Below are 20,829 nucleotides of genomic sequence, written 5' to 3' on the forward strand. Positions count from 1 at the left end.
AAGTCCCATCGGGGCGATTTTTTGATATCATTTACTTCTCAGTTCATCCCACGCGCTCTCCAAAGTCCCATCGGGACCACCTTATGATTCAACCCCATATCTCTTGTATTCTATATAAAATCCCCGTAATTTCAAAAGATCATTCAGCAAATTTTTTCTCAGTTCATCCCACGTTAACCCACATAAACTTTCATCATATGAGCATTTCAAAACAATACAATAGAATCATCCGCAAAGAGCTGCGGGTTCATGCAGCCTGGTTTCCCGTCGTCAATGTGTACACTATCGGCGATTATGGCTTTATTGAAAACGGTCTGTTTGTGCGGCGAGGTAATATTAAAAAAGATTTTGGAGTTTCTCTGGATGTCCTGGACAGTCCGGATGCCAGCATCAATTTTAAATCCACCAGCACAACCATCATCAAGCTGGACGGAGGAGTCCCGGTACAAACCATACCTGCCACTTCTATTACTGCGCAAGTCAAAGTACAGTTTTCCAGGACCAAATCCTTTCTCATAAAATCACCTTCTATCAAAGTAAAAGCTATAGCCAGCCCCAATACTGTAGCGCAGACACTCGCTGCCCATCCTACCTGGAGACCAAATTACAAAGTAGTGTACGAAATTTATTTCGCCAAAAAGGCCATCGTGATTTCTACCAAAGACTCCAATACGGAGTTAGTGTTTTCAGGCAATGCAACCGCACTTGAAAACCTCGACTTGGGCAATGCAAACCTGACCATGAGTTTTACCAAAGCCGTAGGCCTGGATATTCAAGGCAAAGAAGGGGTACTTGGACTAGGACTATTCCAGGTGTCCAATGGGAGCATGGATGCTGTGCGGGGAGCCAAAAAACCAGTAAAAGTGACGGCGGTGAAGGTGAGTGAGATGGAGTTGGCGGATGATTTGTAGATACTGTCCGGACTCATATCTATTACCAGAATACTTTAAACCATAAACAGTCTCTTCCCATGTAAAGGCTAAGACCCCAACGGATTATTACCTTTATATTAGGGCATGAAACAATTGATTTCATAATTTATCAAGACCATATGAAAAGATCCACTCTCTATTTTCAGATTGTTATCACCGCCTGCCTATGTTTTTCTAACCCAGCCAGCTCAGAAAACCTGGTACTCAATGCGGGTTTCGAAAACTTTGAAAATAAGCCTACACATTGGGTCCTGACGGGCCCGGTTGCCACTATGGTACCCATCATCAGCGTTGATCATCTCCATTCCTTCAATGGTGTGTCCGCCCTTAAAATGGAGAGTAACAATGTAAATGGTCATGGCAGAGCTGTTCAAGTCGTCCAGGTCACCGGTGACCTCACCTACTCATTTAGCGCAAGGTTTATGACCAAAGAGGTCGCATCTATTGATAAATCGGTGATGATCCGGATCAAATGGTTGAGAGGGGATGAAAATATCGGGTACCATTATATAGTGAATATCGAAGGTGAATCTAAGGGCTGGTCTCTGGCTGCTGATAAAATCAAAGCATTACCAGGTGCCACTGCAGCAGAGATTTCGCTGGAATTTCGCTGGAGTACCGGCACCGTTTGGTGGGATGATATCGGTCTGGAAGTTTGTGCGGACATACCGCCCAGAAATGTAAAAGTGGGTACTGTTTATTGCCGCCCCCCTGGCCCGACCGTGGAGAAGAATATCGCCGTAATGAGTGGATTATTAGATCAGGCTGGTCAGGCGGGTTGTCAAATGATATGTCTGCCGGAAGGATGGCCAACCAATAATACAGGCATCGGGATGCAAAAGCATGAAGTGAATACGATAGAAGGCAGCGCATCCCAAATGATGGCAGTCAAAGCAAAACAGTATGGCATGTATATTATATCCGGTTTATACAGCTGGATCGGAGATACCCTGAACAATGTAGCAGCATTGTATAACCCGCAGGGATCCATTCAAGCTATCTATAAAAAAGTACAATTACCCGACAGCGAAGCGGAGAGTGGCGCTGTACCGGGCAACGAGCTTCCTGTATTCACCACCGATTTTGGCACTATCGGAATTTTGATCTGTTGGGACTATGCTTTTCCGGAGGTCGCTAGAGCCATGGCGCTCAAAGGAGCAGAGATTATATTTTGTCCTATAGCTGGCGATGTCCGTGGGCCTGATATGTGGAAAGTCATTTCTCGAAGCCGTGCAGTGGATAATGCCGTCTATTTTGTAAACTCTATTTATGATGGCCACAGCATGATCATCAATCCTGCAGGCGATGTATTGCAGGAGACGGGTACTCAAAATAGCCTGATCATGTCTACTATTGATTTGAATTTCAGCCCGCCCTGGGACTGGGTAGGCAATGCGGGCAGGGGTGATTGGAAGGGTGTTTGGAGGAAGGATAGGCGGGGGGATATATTTGGGGGGATTGGGGTGGTCCTTGCTTCTGGTGGTGGTTCGGTTTTGAAGAATAGGTAAATAGTAGAATAGATTAGAATACTTTTCACTAGTGTGTTTATTGTAAAAGATCAGAGTTTAAGTTTTTCAGATGAATTAACGCCACCACTACCTTTTTAATTTTTTTATAATACCCAGGCAAGAATGAGGTGAGTAAAAAAAGCAGATATCCTCGGCCGATATCATTAATATCCTGCCACACTTCCACCAATTCTAAATTTTGTAACGATGATAAAGAGTTGACTCATCATCACGAGCATAAGAAATAAAGATTTATTTTCTGAGGGATGTACTACAAGTTTTGGTTCAACTGACTATCTCTGTTTATTTTAATATTCTTAACTCCGCAGATAAGGCTTCAAGCACATCTTTCAATTGTTTTTTCCATTTTGCCGGCCTTTCTATCACCCTTACACCCATCTGTAGAAAATCCAAATGCTCCAGTTTGGTTTGTTTTTGACGATAGGTGCCGGAAAGCGTCCAGGCATGAGAATACAGTCTTACTATATCGGATTTTATGGAATCCAATTCTTTTTCAGAAGCGTAGAATAATTCACTTTGCAAAATATTGACCAGGTTGACATCTTGCCAGAAATCTATATTTTGTTCTGTTGAATTCATCAGATCACGCTTAATTTCTAAAAATATATTTTTAATTAATTTAGGTTTTTCTTCATGCAATTGGATGGATTTTACTTTTGAAATGATAGCATGAATGGTTAGAATATTGGTAATTGGATAATTTAGTTCGTTTAGATTTTTTGGGTCAATGGCCTTACAAGCCTGTGTATAATATTTTAAAGCCTGTGTTAAATGATTTTTTATCAACTTCTGCTTGGCTGGGGTCTGATAAAAAGATTCATAGATCATGGCTATTTTTTTGTGTGCACTGCCCAAAATGCTCAACCGTTCAGGTGTGGTACCTATCCGAATCAATAAATCCAAATCTTTTAAAATATGATCGATCTCTGACTCGATGATTTGGGGTTTTATCGACTTATCAGCCATGACTTTAATCAACAGGTGTTTCATGCGGAGGTTACACGATTGCTCCACAGATTTGACGGAGAAATCATTGTAATTAAGCGCTCTTAGATATTCGTATGATACTATAGCTTTGTCTATGAGATTGAGCTCAGAAAGAATATTCGCTTTCATTTCAAGTATGGAAGAGTCGATAAACTGACTGCTTTCAGCATTTTTGAGTATATCATTCAGTTTGTTTTCCAGGGCTTCTGGAATGATCATTCTGTCACGTGTCTCCGAATGGAGGTTATATAAATCAATCGCTACCTGGTCCCTGGTAAAATAGTTTTTGGAGGTTTTGCGATCATTTTGAGAGGAGACCATACGATACCATTGATCACCATAACATTGATATGCCCCCCAGGTATTATTGGCATATTCATATTTGTCCCAACAAGCTTCTCTCGCCTGCCGCACCGCGTCTCCAAACGTTTTGCCTACAAGCATCAGGTCATAGAAAGTTTTGGAAAATAAGAGTGCTGCATCATCATTGACCGGCCATCCGGCCACCACGACAGCATGCACGCCCATACTAATTAATTGCGTTCCGACATTGGCGGCAAAACCATATCGTTGCTGATACAATTTTTCTTTTCCAGGTTCTACTGTACCGGAATAGCAACAATTGACAAATACAAATTCCGGCAATTTGCTCATGTTGCGTAACATTCCCGGCGTGATATACATGCCATTGTCCAGGACGATACCGGTTTCATTTATATTTTTTTCAGAAATAGTGCCATGACCTGCTACATGGAGTATTTTATATTCATGATTATATAAATGGTTGAGTATTTCCAAACCATTTTTCCTGATCAGGGGCACTGTATCAAATCCACCGTCTTTCAGAATTTTACTTACAGTTTGCCCTTCTTTGTTGGCACCAGGCAGTTGTTGCGGTCCATCGCTGCTGTATTCCGGATCAGCGATGACGAGGGCACTTTGGTTATGAATGATTTCCGCTTTGATTAGATCCTTGGTATACAATTGCCTGATCAATCCGGCACGGACGAAAGTAGGCTTCTGGTCAATTTCATGATCATGCATTAGCTCCCAGGGATAAGAGGCGGTCTCTATATCCATTTTCCAAAGCACATTGTTTTGATGTCGGAGAATTTCTTTGAATGGATTAGGTATTAATATTTCAAATAGGGTTTTAGAATATTCTTTATTCCATACTCCTTCGTCTACGGCCATTTGATCCAGTAATCCGTCAATAATTTTTCTTGAAGTAAAAGTGTTTTCTTCTTCGACACGAGCGATTCCTGAGGAAGAGGTAAAGGCAATACGTGGTGATTTGTCTTTATCGCCTATACGGCTGGTAAGATTGTGCCACCACGAATTCTCTATACTGAATTGAAATTTTCTGCGGGCTCCGGTCTTTTTTATTATTCCTTTCTTCAATCTAAATGTCAGATTGGCTGAATTAAAATGCTCCAATTGGGAAAGTTGATAATAAGCATTTTGAGCTATGTGCTCATATAACTCGATAAACTCTATTGTTTTAATAGGCTTCAGTGACCTGATAGTACCGATGATTTGGTTGGCTCTGATTACACCTGAAAGAATGGCCGCCATCGACGCTTCCATAGTAAGGCTGCCATACCCTGTACCAATGCATAGGCAAGAGATAGATGTTTCTTGTCCGGCTTTTATGGTATCCGATGAAGAAAACAGATTATCTCTGAAATGCATAGCATATCGAATAACTCCGGCCTCCACGGCTTTACGTAGAAAATAGGGCGTAATACCCGTCACATCTCCCAAGCCAATGATAATCGCTCCCGGAGGATTTTTATTTGGGTCATACAATACCAGGCTTTCTCCCACCGATCCCGGATAATAGGATATCCTGTGCCTATCAGAAAGTTTGCCATCAAAATAATAATCTATGGCAGCTTCTGCCGTGACGATGCCATCATCTTTAAAGTGGCCGACCATCACCGGATGAGCTGCAATCTTTAGATCACCATGTATTACAGACACATCAATATATTCATCCTTAGGTTTCACCCGAATTTTTTTTGGTTTGAGGCCTTGTAATAATTTAATTGCCTCCTCTGATCGGTTAGAAGTCGCTATCTCCGGCATAACCTGGATGTTTTGGTAATCTGCATGGTCGATTACTGATCGGTCTGTTGAGATCGATGGGGGATCTTTTTCCAGGTTGAGCGTAGCACCTGTAGAAATTATATCTCGAATGCCATCAAATAATAATTCATCATTAGCCAGGTTGCCATGACTGGTTTGATATGCATAGTATAACCTCTCAGTAGGTAGGTTTTTGGGTATGCCCAGTGCCCAGGTGACCGAACCATCTCCTTCGGGAGTCCCCAGATATTGCAATCTTCTGCCAAATATATTTTTTGCAATTCGGTACGTGCAGGTAGTAAGATCATCTTTGCCCGCGAGGTAAAAAATATTGTTTAGCGAAGCGTTTGCATTAAAGGATAAGATTGCTGATTTATAATTTTTAAAATAATTCAACAAAGGTGGAATCAACACTTTTTCTATACCCAGGGAGGCATTCAGCGTTTTCCAAAATCCGACTGTTTCAAAGTCTTCGTTGTTTACCGGCAATAAATCATACAACCCCTCGTAATTGTTAAATACCCTGATCAAAGCATCTCTATCATGATGTGTATCCATGAGGTTGATTTGCCTTACTCTGCTTTGGTGTCCTGTAAATACTTCCATGATTAAATGTGATCCAAGCCAGGGAGTACCCAACAGCAGGACTCTATTGTTTTTTTGAGCAATATATTTTGCCCAACTGGTAGCATGCAATCGCATCATATCTCTGACTACCAGTCCACCCATCGAATGCGCAATAATTGAGATTGGTTGTCCCGGTGCTTTCACAGTGATGTCTGCAATCGTGGATTCCAGTCGGGCTGCTGACATTGATAAAGTCAACCTCCAATCATACCCGAAGGTGTAAATGTCATGGGTAGGTTGCAAATGTTCGACTAGTTTGCCATAAAACTCTCCGATAATGTATTTGGTGTCCACTGCTTTGTTAGAGGATGGCAAGTCTGAGACCATCCGGCCTTTTCCGATTTCTCCTAAATCTATCCACACTATATCATCGCCGATTCGAAGATGGGTACCCATGACACCCGGTATCAATAGGACGATTGGCTTTTGACCGGTAATCGTCTCATAAGATATAGCTTTGTATTTTTTGAAGAGGTCTATAAACACACCCCGATCGATCTCACTGGAATTTCTTTGTTCGAAGCGGTTGATCGCTAATCCTGCAGGGGTGAGGATAGCATCTAATATTGCATCGCGGGTATTTTGATTCTTAAAATAATTGAAGTGAGAGGTAGTTTCGTCCTGAGATCTGAAAAACTGTAGCCCGAAGTCACGAAGTGCTCCGTATCGCATGCTGCTCGTATTGACGACAAAGTCATTTTCTTCGCGATAATATAAATTGCTTAGCACGACCAGGACGGATCTCCAGAATTTAGCCCCTGCTTCTGAATCACCTTCTATAACGACCAAATGATTTTTAAGTGACAAAGCCGCACGGTTGATTAACTGTTGTGGTATCGAATCTGGTACCATAGCCAGAATACCCGGCATGACTCCGGGGGTCAGTCTGGCACTGATTACATCGCAGATCAACCCTCTAATATATTGATAGATTGGATTGGTTTTGCCACCAAAGGCCAGCCCCACTGCCCTTAGTAACCCATTCAAAAAATGATCGAGGCTGTTGCTGAGTAAAGTAGTACCCCGGGCAGGACAAGCGACACGTATGACTTTGTCTATTCTAATCGATTTTTGTTTTGCGAGCTTTGTGATTTGTTTTAATGTTTTGACCAAAGCATCATCTCCATTTGCTAGTGAAATTTCAGCTTCATTATATCCAATCTGTCCATTTCGATGGTCACAGGAAGCCAGAATGTCCGCGATCAATCCTCCTCTTGAGTGGGAAATGATGTCCAAAGTAGTTCCTTGTGGAAGTCGATTGAGTATTTCCAGGGCATTCTCCCAGGGACTGGCAGAAAGTGTATAATGTTGTAAAGCCAGCACACATTCTCCAAAAGTCTGATGGATGGCCTGACAAACAGCTTTGTCATCGCTCAGATACAGATCACCAAATGAGCCGTTAAAGGAGCTAAGAGTACCATGTAAGTACAAAAGATATTTTTTGGCATTTGTGTCGAGTGTAGCGGGCTTGAGATCGCCATTATCTGTCACTTTAAAAAGTCCTGGAGTTGACATTACTTTCTTGTCCACTTGTTGGGCAATTAACCGGGCAGCTGCTTCTGAAATCTTTTTTTGTCCTCGTATCAGGTTTAATATTTTGATTCCGATTTCTTTTAAACCCCGGTCATTTTGATTTGCGTTCAGACTACCCGGAAATAAATTGTCACCTCCTCTTACCTGGATATGTTCACCAAAAATCTGATGTATATCTTCTATATGCCCGATCCATTCGCCTCCATCATCAAACTCCAGTCCAATGATATCATCATCCTGGGCTCCGATATCGATTATATCTGCTCCGGCGCGAGCAGCATCCAAACTGAAGGATTTAACAATCGAATTAAATTGACTGTCTAGCGGATGAGATATCTCCTGTAGTTCTTTGCCTTGAATTTTGATTTTTTGAGCCATGGTTTTAAAAAGTTTGTTTCAAAAATTGATTAAATAACCTTCATTAAGAGTGTAATCAAAGCCTGTATATGTTACGCTCAAAATTTGAATTTATTATATGACAAGAAATGTAGCAAAATTTAATTTTAATATCAAATCTATTTTAAGATATAATTAAGGTTGACAAGAAATGTAATAAAATAATATCATGTCAAGCTCCCGGACTTACACTTTTTAATATTTACTCAATCAATAGCCCACGGTTATTAAAAGCGAGGACATATGGGATTGGTGAAAACCTTGACTTGAATTATTCCGATTGGACCTGAGTAAATAGGTATCTTGAACGGTCGAGCCTTGATTTTTATTAAAGACTATAATCATGAAGACCCAATCATCGAACATAATTAAATACCTGCTATATGGTACCCTCCTCATGATCCTCATCATGCAATACACCGGCCATCCCTTAAAAACCCCAACTACCCCCGGCGGTATCCTCTCCCTCGAATTTGCAGACACCAAAACCAAAGTACAAGCTATCTACGATGCCTGGCAAGCCACTAACACCCGCGGTCGTACCAATATCTCCCAGGCCAGGATCAATACCTACTGGGATTTTGTCTTTATCTTTTTCTATTCAGCCTTATTCTTTTATTGGAACTGGATCTCGGCTCAAAACCCGGTCAATAATAAATACCTGGGTAAGGCAGCAGCGCTGCTCGCGATCATAGCAGGCACTCTGGATGTGATCGAAAACCTGGGCATGCTTAAAAGCCTAAATGGAAATATCTCAGATGCCACCGCTGGCATGACGAGTCTTTGCGCAACCATCAAATTTAGTTTGTTAGGAATATCTGTGCTGATATTGATGGTACAGAGATTTAGAATTTGGCGATCCCGTAGTGGTCTCGCATAGACTCTATAAAAAAATCACTCAAACGACATCTTTTAATTATTTTGAGCTCATAACCAGATTGATCGTTTTTATTTCGAATGCAAAAATATAGCAGACTCCTCTTCGATAGAGGCAACGAAACCCGCCGGGGGAGGCCCAATCTCAATGATCTGTTATTTATCAACACCTCTTTTTTCAATTTTTTTCTCCCGATACTGCTTACGATAGTGATGCGATGGGTGCCCCAGGCCAATCACCTGGTCTTTGGCCAGCTCGAAGGTCAGGATCCGATCTATAGTACTTTATTGATCGGTGTAGTGACTGTTTTTCATATGTTGATCTATATGCGGCAGACTTATTTTTACGATGCCCCCATTGACCGGTCTACAGCCTTTAAGTTGGTCAATCAGACCGCTTTCCTGATGCCCTTGAGTATCTGGATGCTGGCGATTACGTTCAATTATCCAATGGCTCACTTGCGGTCTATCCTTATTTCAGTCGTATTGATCAGCCTGGTCAGTATAGCCATCACCCGTTCGCCACGCAATTTTTTTAGGCCGGTGCAAAAGGAGCCTAAGATCAATAGGCTCATCCTCGTCTTTATGATTTTCTCTTTGATGATTTTTCTCTTTTTTTTAATTCAATTTGGAGAATTAGCAGGAAAAGAAAAATTGCCCTTGTGGGTGCTTACCTTTATTTTACTCACCATTTTGACCACTGGATTGGTGAGAGAATATTCCAGGCGAAGAAACAAGGAAGGTGATTTTAGGTGGACTTCTTTATTTCAAAATAGTACAGCCAATGCCATCTACATCCTGGCATTTGCCGCTTTGGTGATTCGATTTTTTGGCAATTACAATAAGTTTGGCAATGCTTTCGATGTATTGATCCTGTTTTTTTTAGGTCTCAGGATCATCCTTTTTTGCCTGGGTGTATTGATAAGATACTTTGCCAACTCAAGTGATATCAATGTATTTACGTTTAAATTTTGGGCTATCCTGGGAGTGTGTTATTTTTTAGGCTTGATCACCCGGCCGCATAAAGGCCGGGAGCAGTACAGGATCGATCCAGGTTATAGTATTCACCAGCGAATGGATTGGGATAGTTATGTGGATGCATGGATGGGCAGGGATACTACCTCCGTAGAGCCGATTTATTTGATTTCAGGGCAAGGCGGTGGTTCGAGAGCCGGATGTGCTTTTTTTACATCGATGACTTTGCTGGATTCGATGTTGGGTAAAAATCTGTTATTGATCACTGCAGTCTCAGGAAGTGCCAATGGTACAGGATTTTATCTCGGTATAAAACATGCCCTTCCTGCAGGCAAGACTTTTAATCAACTCATTTCGTCAAAGGACACTACCACGCTGAGGAAGATAGACTCCATACTTTATCAAAAAGATTATATCTCCAGTTCGCTGTTCAAATTGTTATTTACAGATTATAGCCGGTCTGTCTTCGGCCGTATCAATAGCGATAAATCCAGAAACATGGCTCTTTTGAAAGAAGAAGATGCTTCCTACAGAGAGGTTGCCGCTTTTTTAAAACTCAAATCAAGCTCGCTGGTGGACAGTACCTGGGGTAATATTTACACTGATTCCGCAGACCATGAGTTGCCCTTGTTCTTCCCGATGAGTTACAATATTGAGCGTGGGGTCAAGGCCATCCACAGTCCGGTGCACCTGCCATCAGAGGGCATGCATCCATTTTGGTCGGTTTTGGATAGCCTAAGACCTTCAAGGGATCTTACCATCAGCCAGTCGATCCTGACGAGTCAGCTATTTCCCATTATCAATGCGAGTGCCAGCATCGATTCATTTCATTATCTGGATGGAGGTGTTTATGACAATCTTGCTTTTGAATCTTTGTTTGATTTTTATAGGTTGGTTGCAGCTAAGCGTGATCTGCTGGTACCCCATCGACCAATTATTTTGATTTCTATTGTCAATGGCCAGTATGAAAAAACTTTAAAGCCCGGCGACATCCACACGGAGCTGGGAGCCATCGGCACTGCACTCTCCGGATCCTTGTTTAGTACCAATCCTAAAGTACATAAATCAGAGGGCCTGTTGGAAATAAATAAATCCCTGGATCGCTTTTTTGAATTAAAGATCTTCACTGAATCAGTTACCCGCCAGCACCTGTCATTATGGCAAAAAATTTGGAACATCTTTATCTATGTGCCCAACAAAGACCAGGTCATCGTGTCCCGCTATCTCACCATGAAGGATATCGATAAAAACATTATACACAATGCTTACCGGGAGATCGATACTTTTAAAACAAAGCTCAGCGACTTTTTATATCATCCTCAATAGATTCGATTCATATCCGCATATATTATTGTAGTGCTTCTATTTCCAGTACTTTTGCGCGACTAATCTGCCTTTGCGGTCAATGCTTATGATGAATAAAATACTAATTATTTTCCTGCTGATCTGGGTCGGTGCCTGCAAAAACAGTGCAAAACCGGTAGAGACTTCCACACCTCCGGTCAAACTCAGGGTACCTACTTTTTTAAAAGATTCTGCCTATAGTTATGTGCAATCTCAGGTTGATTTTGGCGCACGCGTGCCGGGTACCGCTGCCCACAAAGCCTGTGGTGATTGGATCGTACAACGGTGCAAGGATTTTGGGGCTCAGGTGATAGAGCAAAAATTTCCCGGGCAAACTTATACCGGCCTCAAGTTTGAAGGCCGCAATATCATAGCTTCTTTTAATCCTGCTATTAAATCACGCATAGTGCTAGCATCGCATTGGGACTCCCGATTTTTAGCTGATCATGATCCGGATAAATCGAAACGAAGCAATCCAGTCATGGGGGCAGACGATGGGGGTAGTGGAGTCGGCATATTATTGGAGATCGCTAGGCAATTGCAGGCCACTCCAATCACTAACCTGGGGATCGATCTCCTGTTTTTTGATGGGGAAGATCAAGGTGGCGAAGGTGGCGAAGCCGAAGATTGGTGTCTGGGTTCTCAATATTGGTCCAAAAACAAACACGTGGCAGGTTACCAGGCCAGGTTTGGTATCCTGATGGACATGGTAGGGGCCAAAGCACCCCGATTTACCAAAGAAGGCACATCGGTCAGTTACGCAGGAGCTATCACCGATAAAGTCTGGTTACTGGCCCAGCGCATGGGTTATGGCAATTATTATGTCAATGAAAACTCTCCTCCGATCATCGATGACCACTATTTTATCAACAGAATATCCGGCATCCCTATGGTAGATATCATTAATAGACCGACCAACGATTCTTTTATGAAGTGCTGGCACACTACCTGCGACGACATGAGCATCATTGATCCTGAGTCACTCAAAGCTACCGGGCAGGTAGTTTTAGCCGTAATTTATCGCGAAGCCAACGGGGAGTTTTAGATATATTGGACTCTTATATTCCGCTCTAACCAGGTGTTTTGAGCCACTTAGAGCGGAATATATAACTAGATATTCCGCTCTAACTAGGTATATTTGGGTAGTTGAAGCGAAATATAATGACATATCCTGGTAAATTAATTGGTCGAATCCAAGAGAAAAAGCTGCTGCAGGGTCTTCTGGAAACCAAAGAATCACCACTTTCGGAATGATCAAACCCGACAAACTTGGCTCTGTAGACAAAGTCCTTACGATGTCACTATTTTTTTGACAAGTGAAGCCTCCGGCACAGCGACCTCTTCGTCCAGTCCCTTAAACAACCATCGAGCTAGCATCAACGATCCAATCAAAACGAACACCGATACATATCCCACCCAGTCATACCTCAACAATTTGCTGTCGGTAGCCTGAATCACGATCAACCCTGATAAAAAGGATGCAATAGAAGTACCAATCTGTTGCACACTACTATTAAAGCTCATAAAACTACCTCTTTGCGCAGGTGGTGGTACATTGCTGAGCATAGCCTGAGCAGTTACGGCTCTGCCGGTAGCCACTGTAAACCACAAACCAAAAAACACCAATACTACCGGAAAAGGAACATGGGGCATATTGGTAATCACTAATACCATTACCGCTGAGGCCAGCACTGAATAAGTAAATATGATCAGTTTACCCTTGCTGTCAGACATCCTGCCCAGCACAAAAGAAGCTACAAAAGCTGATATGCCACCTACCAGGTATACTATCGGAGTCAAGGATTTAGCAAAACCCATATTAAACTCCAGGAAAGGATTGACAAATGGTATGATCAAAAAATGTCCAAGCATGATAGACGAAGAAAATATCAAAGCCCATACCTGTTTGGGGTTGTGGATGACTTCCCGCAGGATTTTAAGTTTGGAGCTACCCTTGTCCTGTACATGTTCTTTCATCTCAGGTATGTATTTTACCAATAAAGGGATCAGCCCAATACCTAGTACTCCCACTAAAATAAAAGGCGCATGCCAGCTGATGGCATTGGCGAGGTACAAAGCAAAGGGTACACCCAAAGTAGAAGCGATGGCAAACGAACTCATCACCGCACCCATCGCCATACCTCTACGTTCGTAACCAAATATATCGGAGATGATGGCCAATACCTGGGCTCCAATCAATCCTCCAAACAGTCCTGCCAATATTCTCGCCAGCACCAGAAGCGAATAACTGGGAGCCAATCCACAAGCCAGGGTGCCGATCAAAAAACCCACAAAAGCATAAATCAAAATCTTTTTCCGATCATAATTATCCACAAAAAAGGCAGCTACAAAGCCCGATACGGCAGCAGTCAATGTGTATGCGCCTACCAGGATACTAAATTTACCCGGACTGATATTAAAGTAGGGCATGAGATAGTTGCCTAGTGGCATCATGATCATAAAGTCCAGGATATGGGTAAAATTGATCGCAGCCAGGAGAAAGATGATCAGGCGTTCTTGGGATTTCATGGGTCAAAGATGAGGATTAGCTATTTGGGGTGCTAGCACTGGAATGTCAACAAAATGATAATAATAAGGTCTTCGTTTTAACACTTTTACTCCAAAATTCCTGAGTACTGCCTCTGTATTTCCACGGATTTTCATTTAAATGATCCAGGATGACCAGTTGAAGCAAGAGGTAGTGACTCAGATCCACCTCATTATTGGCCATAATTTATTTATAATCAGATAATATACTACCTATTTAAAACTATTCTATGTTTGCAGCCGCATCGCATAAAATCATCCCTGCGAGGGGTTTATGATTTTTGGAAGATGTGATTTTTTGACCTTAAATCCAATGATGAGTATGAAGTTAATTTTAAGATTGAGGATGAGCTTATTGGTCCTTATGACCGCCTGCTTGACCTCTGGTTTTTCAAACAATCTGACCCAAAGTCTGTCAGGAACTGTGGTGGACGAAAGTGGAGTCCCACTGATCGGGGTATCCATTCTCGCGAAAGGGACCCAGGTAGGTACGATATCCGATTTGAATGGACAGTGGACGCTCAGTGTCCCGGATGATGTGACGGTGCTTACCTTTTCATATGTGGGCTACCAAACACAGGAAGTACAGATCAACGGTCGGAGCGTGATCGACCTTACTTTACAGCCCAGCGCGACTGATCTGGCCCAGGTCGTAGTGATAGGGTATGGTTCTATCAACAAACGTGATGTGACAGGATCAGTCAAATCTTTACGAGCAGAAGAATTTAATAAGGGTATCATCAATACTCCTGAACAATTGCTTCAAGGCAAGGTCGCAGGTGTCAATGTGACTACAGCCAGCGGGGACCCTGCCGGAGCTATTTCAGTTACGGTAAGAGGACCTGGTGGAGTCAGGACAGGCAGTGATCCTTTATATGTAATAGATGGTTTGGCAATCAACGGCCCAGCCAATTTTTTAAATCCTGACGATATAGAATCCATCGATGTGTTAAAAGATGCCTCAGCGACTGCCATCTATGGTTCCAGAGGTGCCAATGGAGTCATCCTGATTACCACCAAAAAGGGGAAAGCAGGCAAATCCATACTCGATTTCTCGACCAGCCTTGGATTGTCTTCTTTAGCCAGAGCTCTACCTGTGTTTTCAGCTGCCGAATTTAGAAAACAAGTTCCTGCAGTGGGCGGCCAGCTGGAAGACCTTGGCGCCAACACAGATTGGCAAAAAATAATTACCCGTCAGGCTGTCACTCAAAACTATAATCTAAACATGAGTGGCGGAGCGGACAAACTGGCATACCATGCCTCCTTCGGAAGCCAGACCCAGGAAGGTATCATTAAAAATAACGATAATACCCGCTACACAGGAAGGTTGAATGTGAATCAAAAATTTCTCGAAGACCGACTCAATCTGGATATTAACCTGGGGGTCACTTATAACAAAACACTTAGGCCTCCTGTATCCAGCCTGATTGCCGACGCCATCTCTAACAATCCCACTTATCCGGCCTATGACAGCAAAGGACTGCCGGCTCAATATGTTGGTGCGTCCAATCCGCTCACCACTTTAGATTTAGAAAGCAGCATTTATTCGGGCAATAGAATCACGGGCAATATCTCCCCTTCCTTAAAATTATTAAAAGGACTGACCTATAGACTCAATTTTGGCGTCGATCATTCAAATTATACCACCAACAATCAGTCTTTGCCCAATGCCGTGCCCTTACGTGAAGGCAGACTGGAGACCTTTTACAATACAGGCAATAATCAATTGATTGAAAATTATCTTACTTATGAATATGTCACCACCAGGCACAATATCTCTGCCCTGGCGGGACATTCTTATCAGAAATTTTTTGGTCAGCTTAGAGGTACCAGTATCAATAAATTCCCAATCTCTGACATCGAGCCAATCTACAATCCCGGGCTCGGTCAGGAACTCACCCTGGCAAATAATAAACCATCCGGAAGTGCAGGAATCAATGAATTGCAATCATTTTTTGGAAGGGTCAATTATCAATACAATGATAAATACCTGGTCACCGCAACTGTTCGTGCCGATGGATCTTCAAAATTTGGAGCCAATAATAAATATGGTATTTTCCCTTCATTTTCTTTGGGTTGGCGGATCACCGAAGAGGAGTTTATGAAATCCTCCCCTTTTGACAACTTAAAATTGAGAGCTGGTTGGGGACTTACCGGCAACCAGGAGATACCAGCCAAGATCACACAAGCTGCCTTTACATCCCAGGTGTCTTCTAATAGTAGCTATCCATTATTTAACACGGGGGCTTATCCTCCGGGCACTACTTTTTCCAGGTTGGCCAATCCTGATATTCAGTGGGAAGTATCTACTCAATCCAATATCGGTTTAGACTTTGGATTCCTGGGTGGTGATCTGACTGGAACCATAGATGTATTCAAAAAAGTGTCCAGTGATATCTTGTTGGAGGTCATCCCTTCTGACCCGGTGCAGCCGGCTGGAACCTTTTGGACGAATGTGCACGACATGAAAATCAATAACCAGGGTTTGGAGCTTTCTCTTAATCTGGCCAGAAGTCTCGGTCAGGGATTCCGTTACTCCGTTGGGGGTAATATGAGTTTTATAGACAATGAGGTCAATAACAGCCCTTATTCAGTGATCCCGTCAGGCTCGGCTTCAGGTTCTGGTTTGACTTCTGCAACCATCAATGGTTATATTAATGGGCAACCGATCGGTACTTTTTTCCTCAAAGAATTCACAGGAATCGATGATAAAGGACTCAGTGTATTCAGGGATGTAGATGGTGATGGGATCATTTCGGATAAAGACAGGGTAGCCTTGGGCAGTGCCTTGCCTTCGACGATATACAGTTTGTTTGGAGATCTTGGGTACAAAGGATTTGACTTTTCACTCAACTTCAACGGAATCTCCGGCAATAAGATCTATGACAATACAGCCAACTCCAATTTTTACAAACTCAAACTATCCAAAGGGGTTAATGTCACACCGGATGCTTTGGACGAGCCAAAAGAATCGACAAGCAACGCTGCACCTGTATCTTCTCGTTATCTACAAAATGGGGCTTATTTCCGGCTCAACAATGTGTCGTTAGGGTATAATCTAAATCCATCACTGATCCAGGTGGGTCGTTGGGTGAGTGCGATTCGTCTTTCGATCACAGGTCAAAACCTTTGGGTATCGACCAAGTATAATGGATATGACCCGGAAGTAAATGCGGATAGAAGTATCAATGGCATCTCTTCTTATGGTATTGATTACCTGAGTTACCCAAAAGCAAAAACGGTTTTATTTGGATTAAAAATTTCATTTTAAAAAATAGTCGTCATGAAAAAAATACTTAGCCTGTTGTTTTTATTGTCAGGTCTGATTCTTTCTAATAGTTGTACTAACCTGGACGAAACCATTTTGGACGAAACACTCTCCTCAAATCTTTCAGATCAGGATGCGGCCAATGGAAGCCTTGCACCGGTGTATGGCAAATTTACCGATATATTTATCCACACCAATTATTTTGCTTTGCAGGAGATATCAAGTGATGAAGCCATATTGCCCTATCGTGGAGGTACTGATTGGGGGGACAATGGTATCTATTTATCACTCCATCAGCATGTGACTACCAGTACAGATCCCAATGTACGTAATACCTGGGGCCATATTTTACAAGGAATTTCCAGGGCGGTGACTGCTATCAACGTACTCCCTGAGATAGATGTCCCGGCTTCAAAAGTTTATCTGGCTGAAGCTCGTGGTCTCAATGCTTATTATGGTATGTTGACTTTGGATTTGTTTGGATTGGTATTTGTCAAGGATGATCCGGGTACTCCCTCAAGAATTTTACGCGGCGCTGAGGCTGTGAACTATCTGATCAATGAATTTCAAAGTATCCTGAATAATTTGGACAACACCGTTGGTCCTGGTAGGTTGACTCAATATGGAGCCATGGGACTACTGGCTAGATTGTATCTCAATGCTGCAGTCTACAGGGATATTTATGGAGCCAGTTTCAATTTCACAGCCGCCGATATGGACAAAGTGATAGAATATTGCGACAAGATTATCGCGTCAGGTCAGTATAAATTGTCACCCAACTACTTTGATATTTTTGGTAATAATAATCATGACAATAAAGAATTAATCTTTGCTCATGATCAGCGTGCTGATCTCAATGGACATAATCGATTGGCCTATTTCTCCTTGTCCGGCGATCAGTTTCCGCTGCCTGCTTTTCCTAATGCCAACGGCACGGATGGACCTGCCATCACTTCTGACTTTTACAGGACTTGGGTAGCTGCTTACGGCCCGGATGACCCAGCTACCAAAGACCCAAGATTTTATCAACAAAACATTTCAATCTATACCAATCCCGGAGATTCATGTGTAGCAGCCGCTGATTTTAAAGTAGATCGCGGCATCCTGAGAGGTCAACAGTATGGCCTGATTCGGGTGAATGGAGCTTTCGTCAAATGTCCCGATGGCAGATTAAAAGTCGGTAAACTTTTTAGTGTAACCAGGAATAAACCGACACTTCCGGTCGACTTTACAGAAACCGTCAATTTTACCGTAGAAGGAGGTAATTATAGCAATGGCTACAGGGTAGAGAAATATGAGTTTAGCAGTAAATCAGCCAGTGGTCGAAACTTCGGCGAAGCCGATATCGTTTTGGTCCGTCTTGCTGACATCTACCTGATGCGTGCCGAAGCCAAATTGCGCAAAGGCGGTGGAGAACAGGCAGCATTGGCTGATGTCAACACGGTGAGGGCTGCACGAACTGCCACCAAACCAGCTCCTCCTTTAAATACTATGAACCTGGACCTGTTGTATAGAGAACGCGGATTTGAGTTATACTGGGAATTTTTACGCAGACCCGATATGATCCGCTTTGGTAAATACGAAGGCATCTGGACAGAAAAAAATAATACTGATAAAAACAAACGTATTTTCCCTATTCCTCAGACAGCTATAGATGGGGCGTCTAACTTGCCCGGTTACCTGGTGCAAAACCAGGGTTATTAACATTAAAGGTATACGAGCTGATAGAAGCCGGATGTAATTTGATACGACGAATTGCATCCGGTTTTTTTTGCTTTTTTTTTCCTAACATTGACTTATGATTCTTTTACCTCAGAGATTTGTTTTTATTTTATTGCTGATAGGCATTCACCTAAGCATTCAAGCCCAGGCACACTACGCACCTAAAAACGTGTTTTCCCACAACGACTATGCCCAGACCAAACCCTTTTATGATGCCTATCGCCAGCAGGTAGGGTATATCGAGGTAGATGTTTTTTTACAAGGGCAGGATCTTCTGGTGGCACATCAGGCCAATGAACTGATGGCAGACAGGACGATAGAGTCCATGTATTTGATGCCGCTGCAACTTGAAGTCACCACGCATAAAGGAAGGATTTATCCCAGGCGCTCTCAACACCTTGGCTTATCGATAGACATAAAAACAGAAGGCATGAGTACGCTATCCCGCATAGTTAATGTTTTGGAAAAATATCCTGACCTTCTTCATGCACGTGGATTTACCATCCTGGTCAGCGGCAACGTACCTGACCCTGGACAATGGGCTTTATTTCCTGAATTTATACATTTTGATGGCAGACCTGATACGGAGTATACCCCGGCTCAATGGCAACGAATAGGGATGGTGAGCAATGATTTTAAAAAATATAGCCGCTGGGATGGTCAAGGAGCGATATCGGTAGCAGATGATGAAATGATAAAATCAGTATTGACCCAAATACATGTTCGTAAGAAAAAATTTAGATTTTGGGCTAGTCCTGATACGCCAGGTGCCTGGCATTATTTGCAATCAAGAGGTGTGGATATTATAGGGACTGATACGGTGCAAGAATTAATACATTATCTGAAAACTAATCGAAAATAGTAGGGGTTGGAATGGATAATACTATGCTGGCTTGTGGTAATCGTTTCGGAGCAGTTGAATGGTCGGAGTGCAACTCCTCCCCAACACAACGGAAGTGGTCGTTTGGGTGGAACGAAGTTCAGGCAGTCTTACTGCGACCTGCAGTTAATGAAAATAGTCGGAGTATAACTCCTCCTCAGCGCAGTCAACTAAAACTTCAGCGTAGCTGGAAGATATTTCTTCAGCAGTGCCTGGTAATAGGGCTTCAGTTTTTCCGTATCCGGAGGTGTTGGTGCTTTGGAATAGAGATCATAAGGATTAAATAGTTTGACCCATTTAAACATTTCATGGTCATGGTCTGACATCAGGTGATTATATGCATGCTCTCTATGTTGTGCGTAAAAAGAATGATACCGGATCATGTAGAGCGCAGATTCCGGCATATAATCTTTGACCATTTGGTAGAGGTATTCGTCATGCCCCCAGGACATAGTCACATTATCCAATCCGCAATGAGGTTTATAAACACCGTAGGTGGTATTAAATCGTTCATCCTGGCTATCAGGATTCAAACTAAAAAACTCAGGATAGACTATTTTGTCAGATGGTTTACAACCTACGGGGAATGTATCTCCTACCACCGCCCATTGTGGTTCACCAAAAAGACAAAGGACTTTACCCATATCGTGTAAAAGTCCTGTCAGGACAAACCAATCAGGATGACCATCAGCGCGAATGGCTTCAGAAGTTTGTAATAAATGCTGCCATTGATCCAGTTCGATATCCGGATCAGAATCATCTACCAGGGTATTGAGAAAATCAAATGCATCCCAGATGGGCATTTCCTTTTTATTAAACTGCAGGAATTCTTTGCGTTTGCCCTGTACAAATTCATACGTTTGGTAAGTATGATTGAGACGGTAAAATTCCTTTACGGTTTCCCTCTTGGTGTCCTCGTAATTTCGGAATTCCTCCTTAGCTTTTGCAGGGATATGGGGTTCAGGGTATCGGGACAAAACATCGTCTTCCCACTCATCCAAAGATTTGAGTGGAGCGATTTCGGCAGGACTAAACTTATGATTTTCCATAATGATGAATTTGGACTATCAAAAGTAAATAAATTTTTGTCAGTAACAGGCTTGATTTTTAATGTATTTGTTTAGC

The 20,829-nt window shown here is 42.5% G+C and carries 12 protein-coding genes; 8 read left to right on the forward strand and 4 right to left on the reverse strand.

Annotation, left to right across the window (positions count from 1 at the left end):
• Positions 1-197: 197 nt before the first annotated feature.
• Positions 198-911, forward strand: a complete 714-nt coding sequence (locus IPJ09_16415) for a hypothetical protein (GenBank protein ID MBK7372989.1) — start codon at positions 198-200, stop codon at positions 909-911.
• 140 nt (positions 912-1,051) lie between these two features.
• Complete coding sequence (locus IPJ09_16420; protein ID MBK7372990.1) at positions 1,052-2,440, forward strand: carbon-nitrogen hydrolase family protein; 1,389 nt, start codon at positions 1,052-1,054, stop codon at positions 2,438-2,440.
• Between the two features lie 303 nt (positions 2,441-2,743).
• Here IPJ09_16420 and IPJ09_16425 read toward each other — a convergent pair whose 3' ends face one another.
• Positions 2,744-8,074: a CHAT domain-containing protein gene (locus IPJ09_16425; GenBank protein ID MBK7372991.1), complete on the reverse strand. Its 5,331-nt coding sequence runs from the start codon at positions 8,072-8,074 to the stop codon at positions 2,744-2,746.
• Positions 8,075-8,435: 361 nt separating this feature from the next.
• Between IPJ09_16425 and IPJ09_16430 the strand changes: the two genes are divergently transcribed.
• The 3 genes from IPJ09_16430 to IPJ09_16440 all read left to right on the forward strand — a co-directional run bounded on the left by IPJ09_16430 (position 8,436) and on the right by IPJ09_16440 (position 12,332).
• Positions 8,436-8,972 (forward strand): hypothetical protein, encoded by a 537-nt coding sequence (locus IPJ09_16430; protein MBK7372992.1) that lies wholly within the window; start codon positions 8,436-8,438, stop codon positions 8,970-8,972.
• 77 nt (positions 8,973-9,049) lie between these two features.
• A complete protein-coding gene (locus IPJ09_16435; GenBank protein ID MBK7372993.1) occupies positions 9,050-11,269 on the forward strand; it encodes a hypothetical protein in 2,220 nt (739 codons plus the stop codon).
• An 85-nt stretch (positions 11,270-11,354) separates the two neighbouring features.
• The gene (locus tag IPJ09_16440) at positions 11,355-12,332 is read left to right on the forward strand and encodes a M28 family peptidase (protein ID MBK7372994.1); all 978 of its coding nucleotides are present in this window, start codon (positions 11,355-11,357) and stop codon (positions 12,330-12,332) included.
• Positions 12,333-12,577: 245 nt separating this feature from the next.
• Here the strand turns inward: IPJ09_16440 and IPJ09_16445 are convergent, their stop codons facing one another.
• Entirely contained in the window at positions 12,578-13,816 is a 1,239-nt protein-coding gene (locus IPJ09_16445) for an MFS transporter (protein MBK7372995.1), read from the reverse strand.
• 46 nt (positions 13,817-13,862) lie between these two features.
• On the reverse strand, positions 13,863-14,018 hold the full coding sequence (locus IPJ09_16450) for a hypothetical protein (GenBank protein MBK7372996.1): 156 nt from the start codon (positions 14,016-14,018) through the stop codon (positions 13,863-13,865).
• A 129-nt stretch (positions 14,019-14,147) separates the two neighbouring features.
• On the opposite strand from IPJ09_16450, the gene IPJ09_16455 reads away from it, so the two are divergent.
• From IPJ09_16455 to IPJ09_16465, 3 genes are all read left to right on the forward strand, one after another.
• The gene (locus IPJ09_16455) at positions 14,148-17,105 is read left to right on the forward strand and encodes a TonB-dependent receptor (protein MBK7372997.1); all 2,958 of its coding nucleotides are present in this window, start codon (positions 14,148-14,150) and stop codon (positions 17,103-17,105) included.
• A gap of 12 nt (positions 17,106-17,117) precedes the next feature.
• Positions 17,118-18,806 carry a RagB/SusD family nutrient uptake outer membrane protein gene (locus IPJ09_16460; protein MBK7372998.1) on the forward strand — a complete coding sequence of 563 codons (1,689 nt, stop codon included), beginning with the start codon at positions 17,118-17,120 and terminating at the stop codon, positions 18,804-18,806.
• A gap of 94 nt (positions 18,807-18,900) precedes the next feature.
• A complete protein-coding gene (locus IPJ09_16465) occupies positions 18,901-19,686 on the forward strand; it encodes an alkaline phosphatase (protein ID MBK7372999.1) in 786 nt (261 codons plus the stop codon).
• Between the two features lie 188 nt (positions 19,687-19,874).
• Here the strand turns inward: IPJ09_16465 and IPJ09_16470 are convergent, their stop codons facing one another.
• Positions 19,875-20,753, reverse strand: coding sequence for an inositol oxygenase (locus IPJ09_16470; GenBank protein MBK7373000.1), 879 nt, complete (start codon positions 20,751-20,753; stop codon positions 19,875-19,877).
• Positions 20,754-20,829 lie beyond the last annotated feature (76 nt).

Source organism: Saprospiraceae bacterium (assembly GCA_016709995.1).
In the GTDB taxonomy this organism is placed as follows: domain Bacteria; phylum Bacteroidota; class Bacteroidia; order Chitinophagales; family Saprospiraceae; genus JADJLQ01.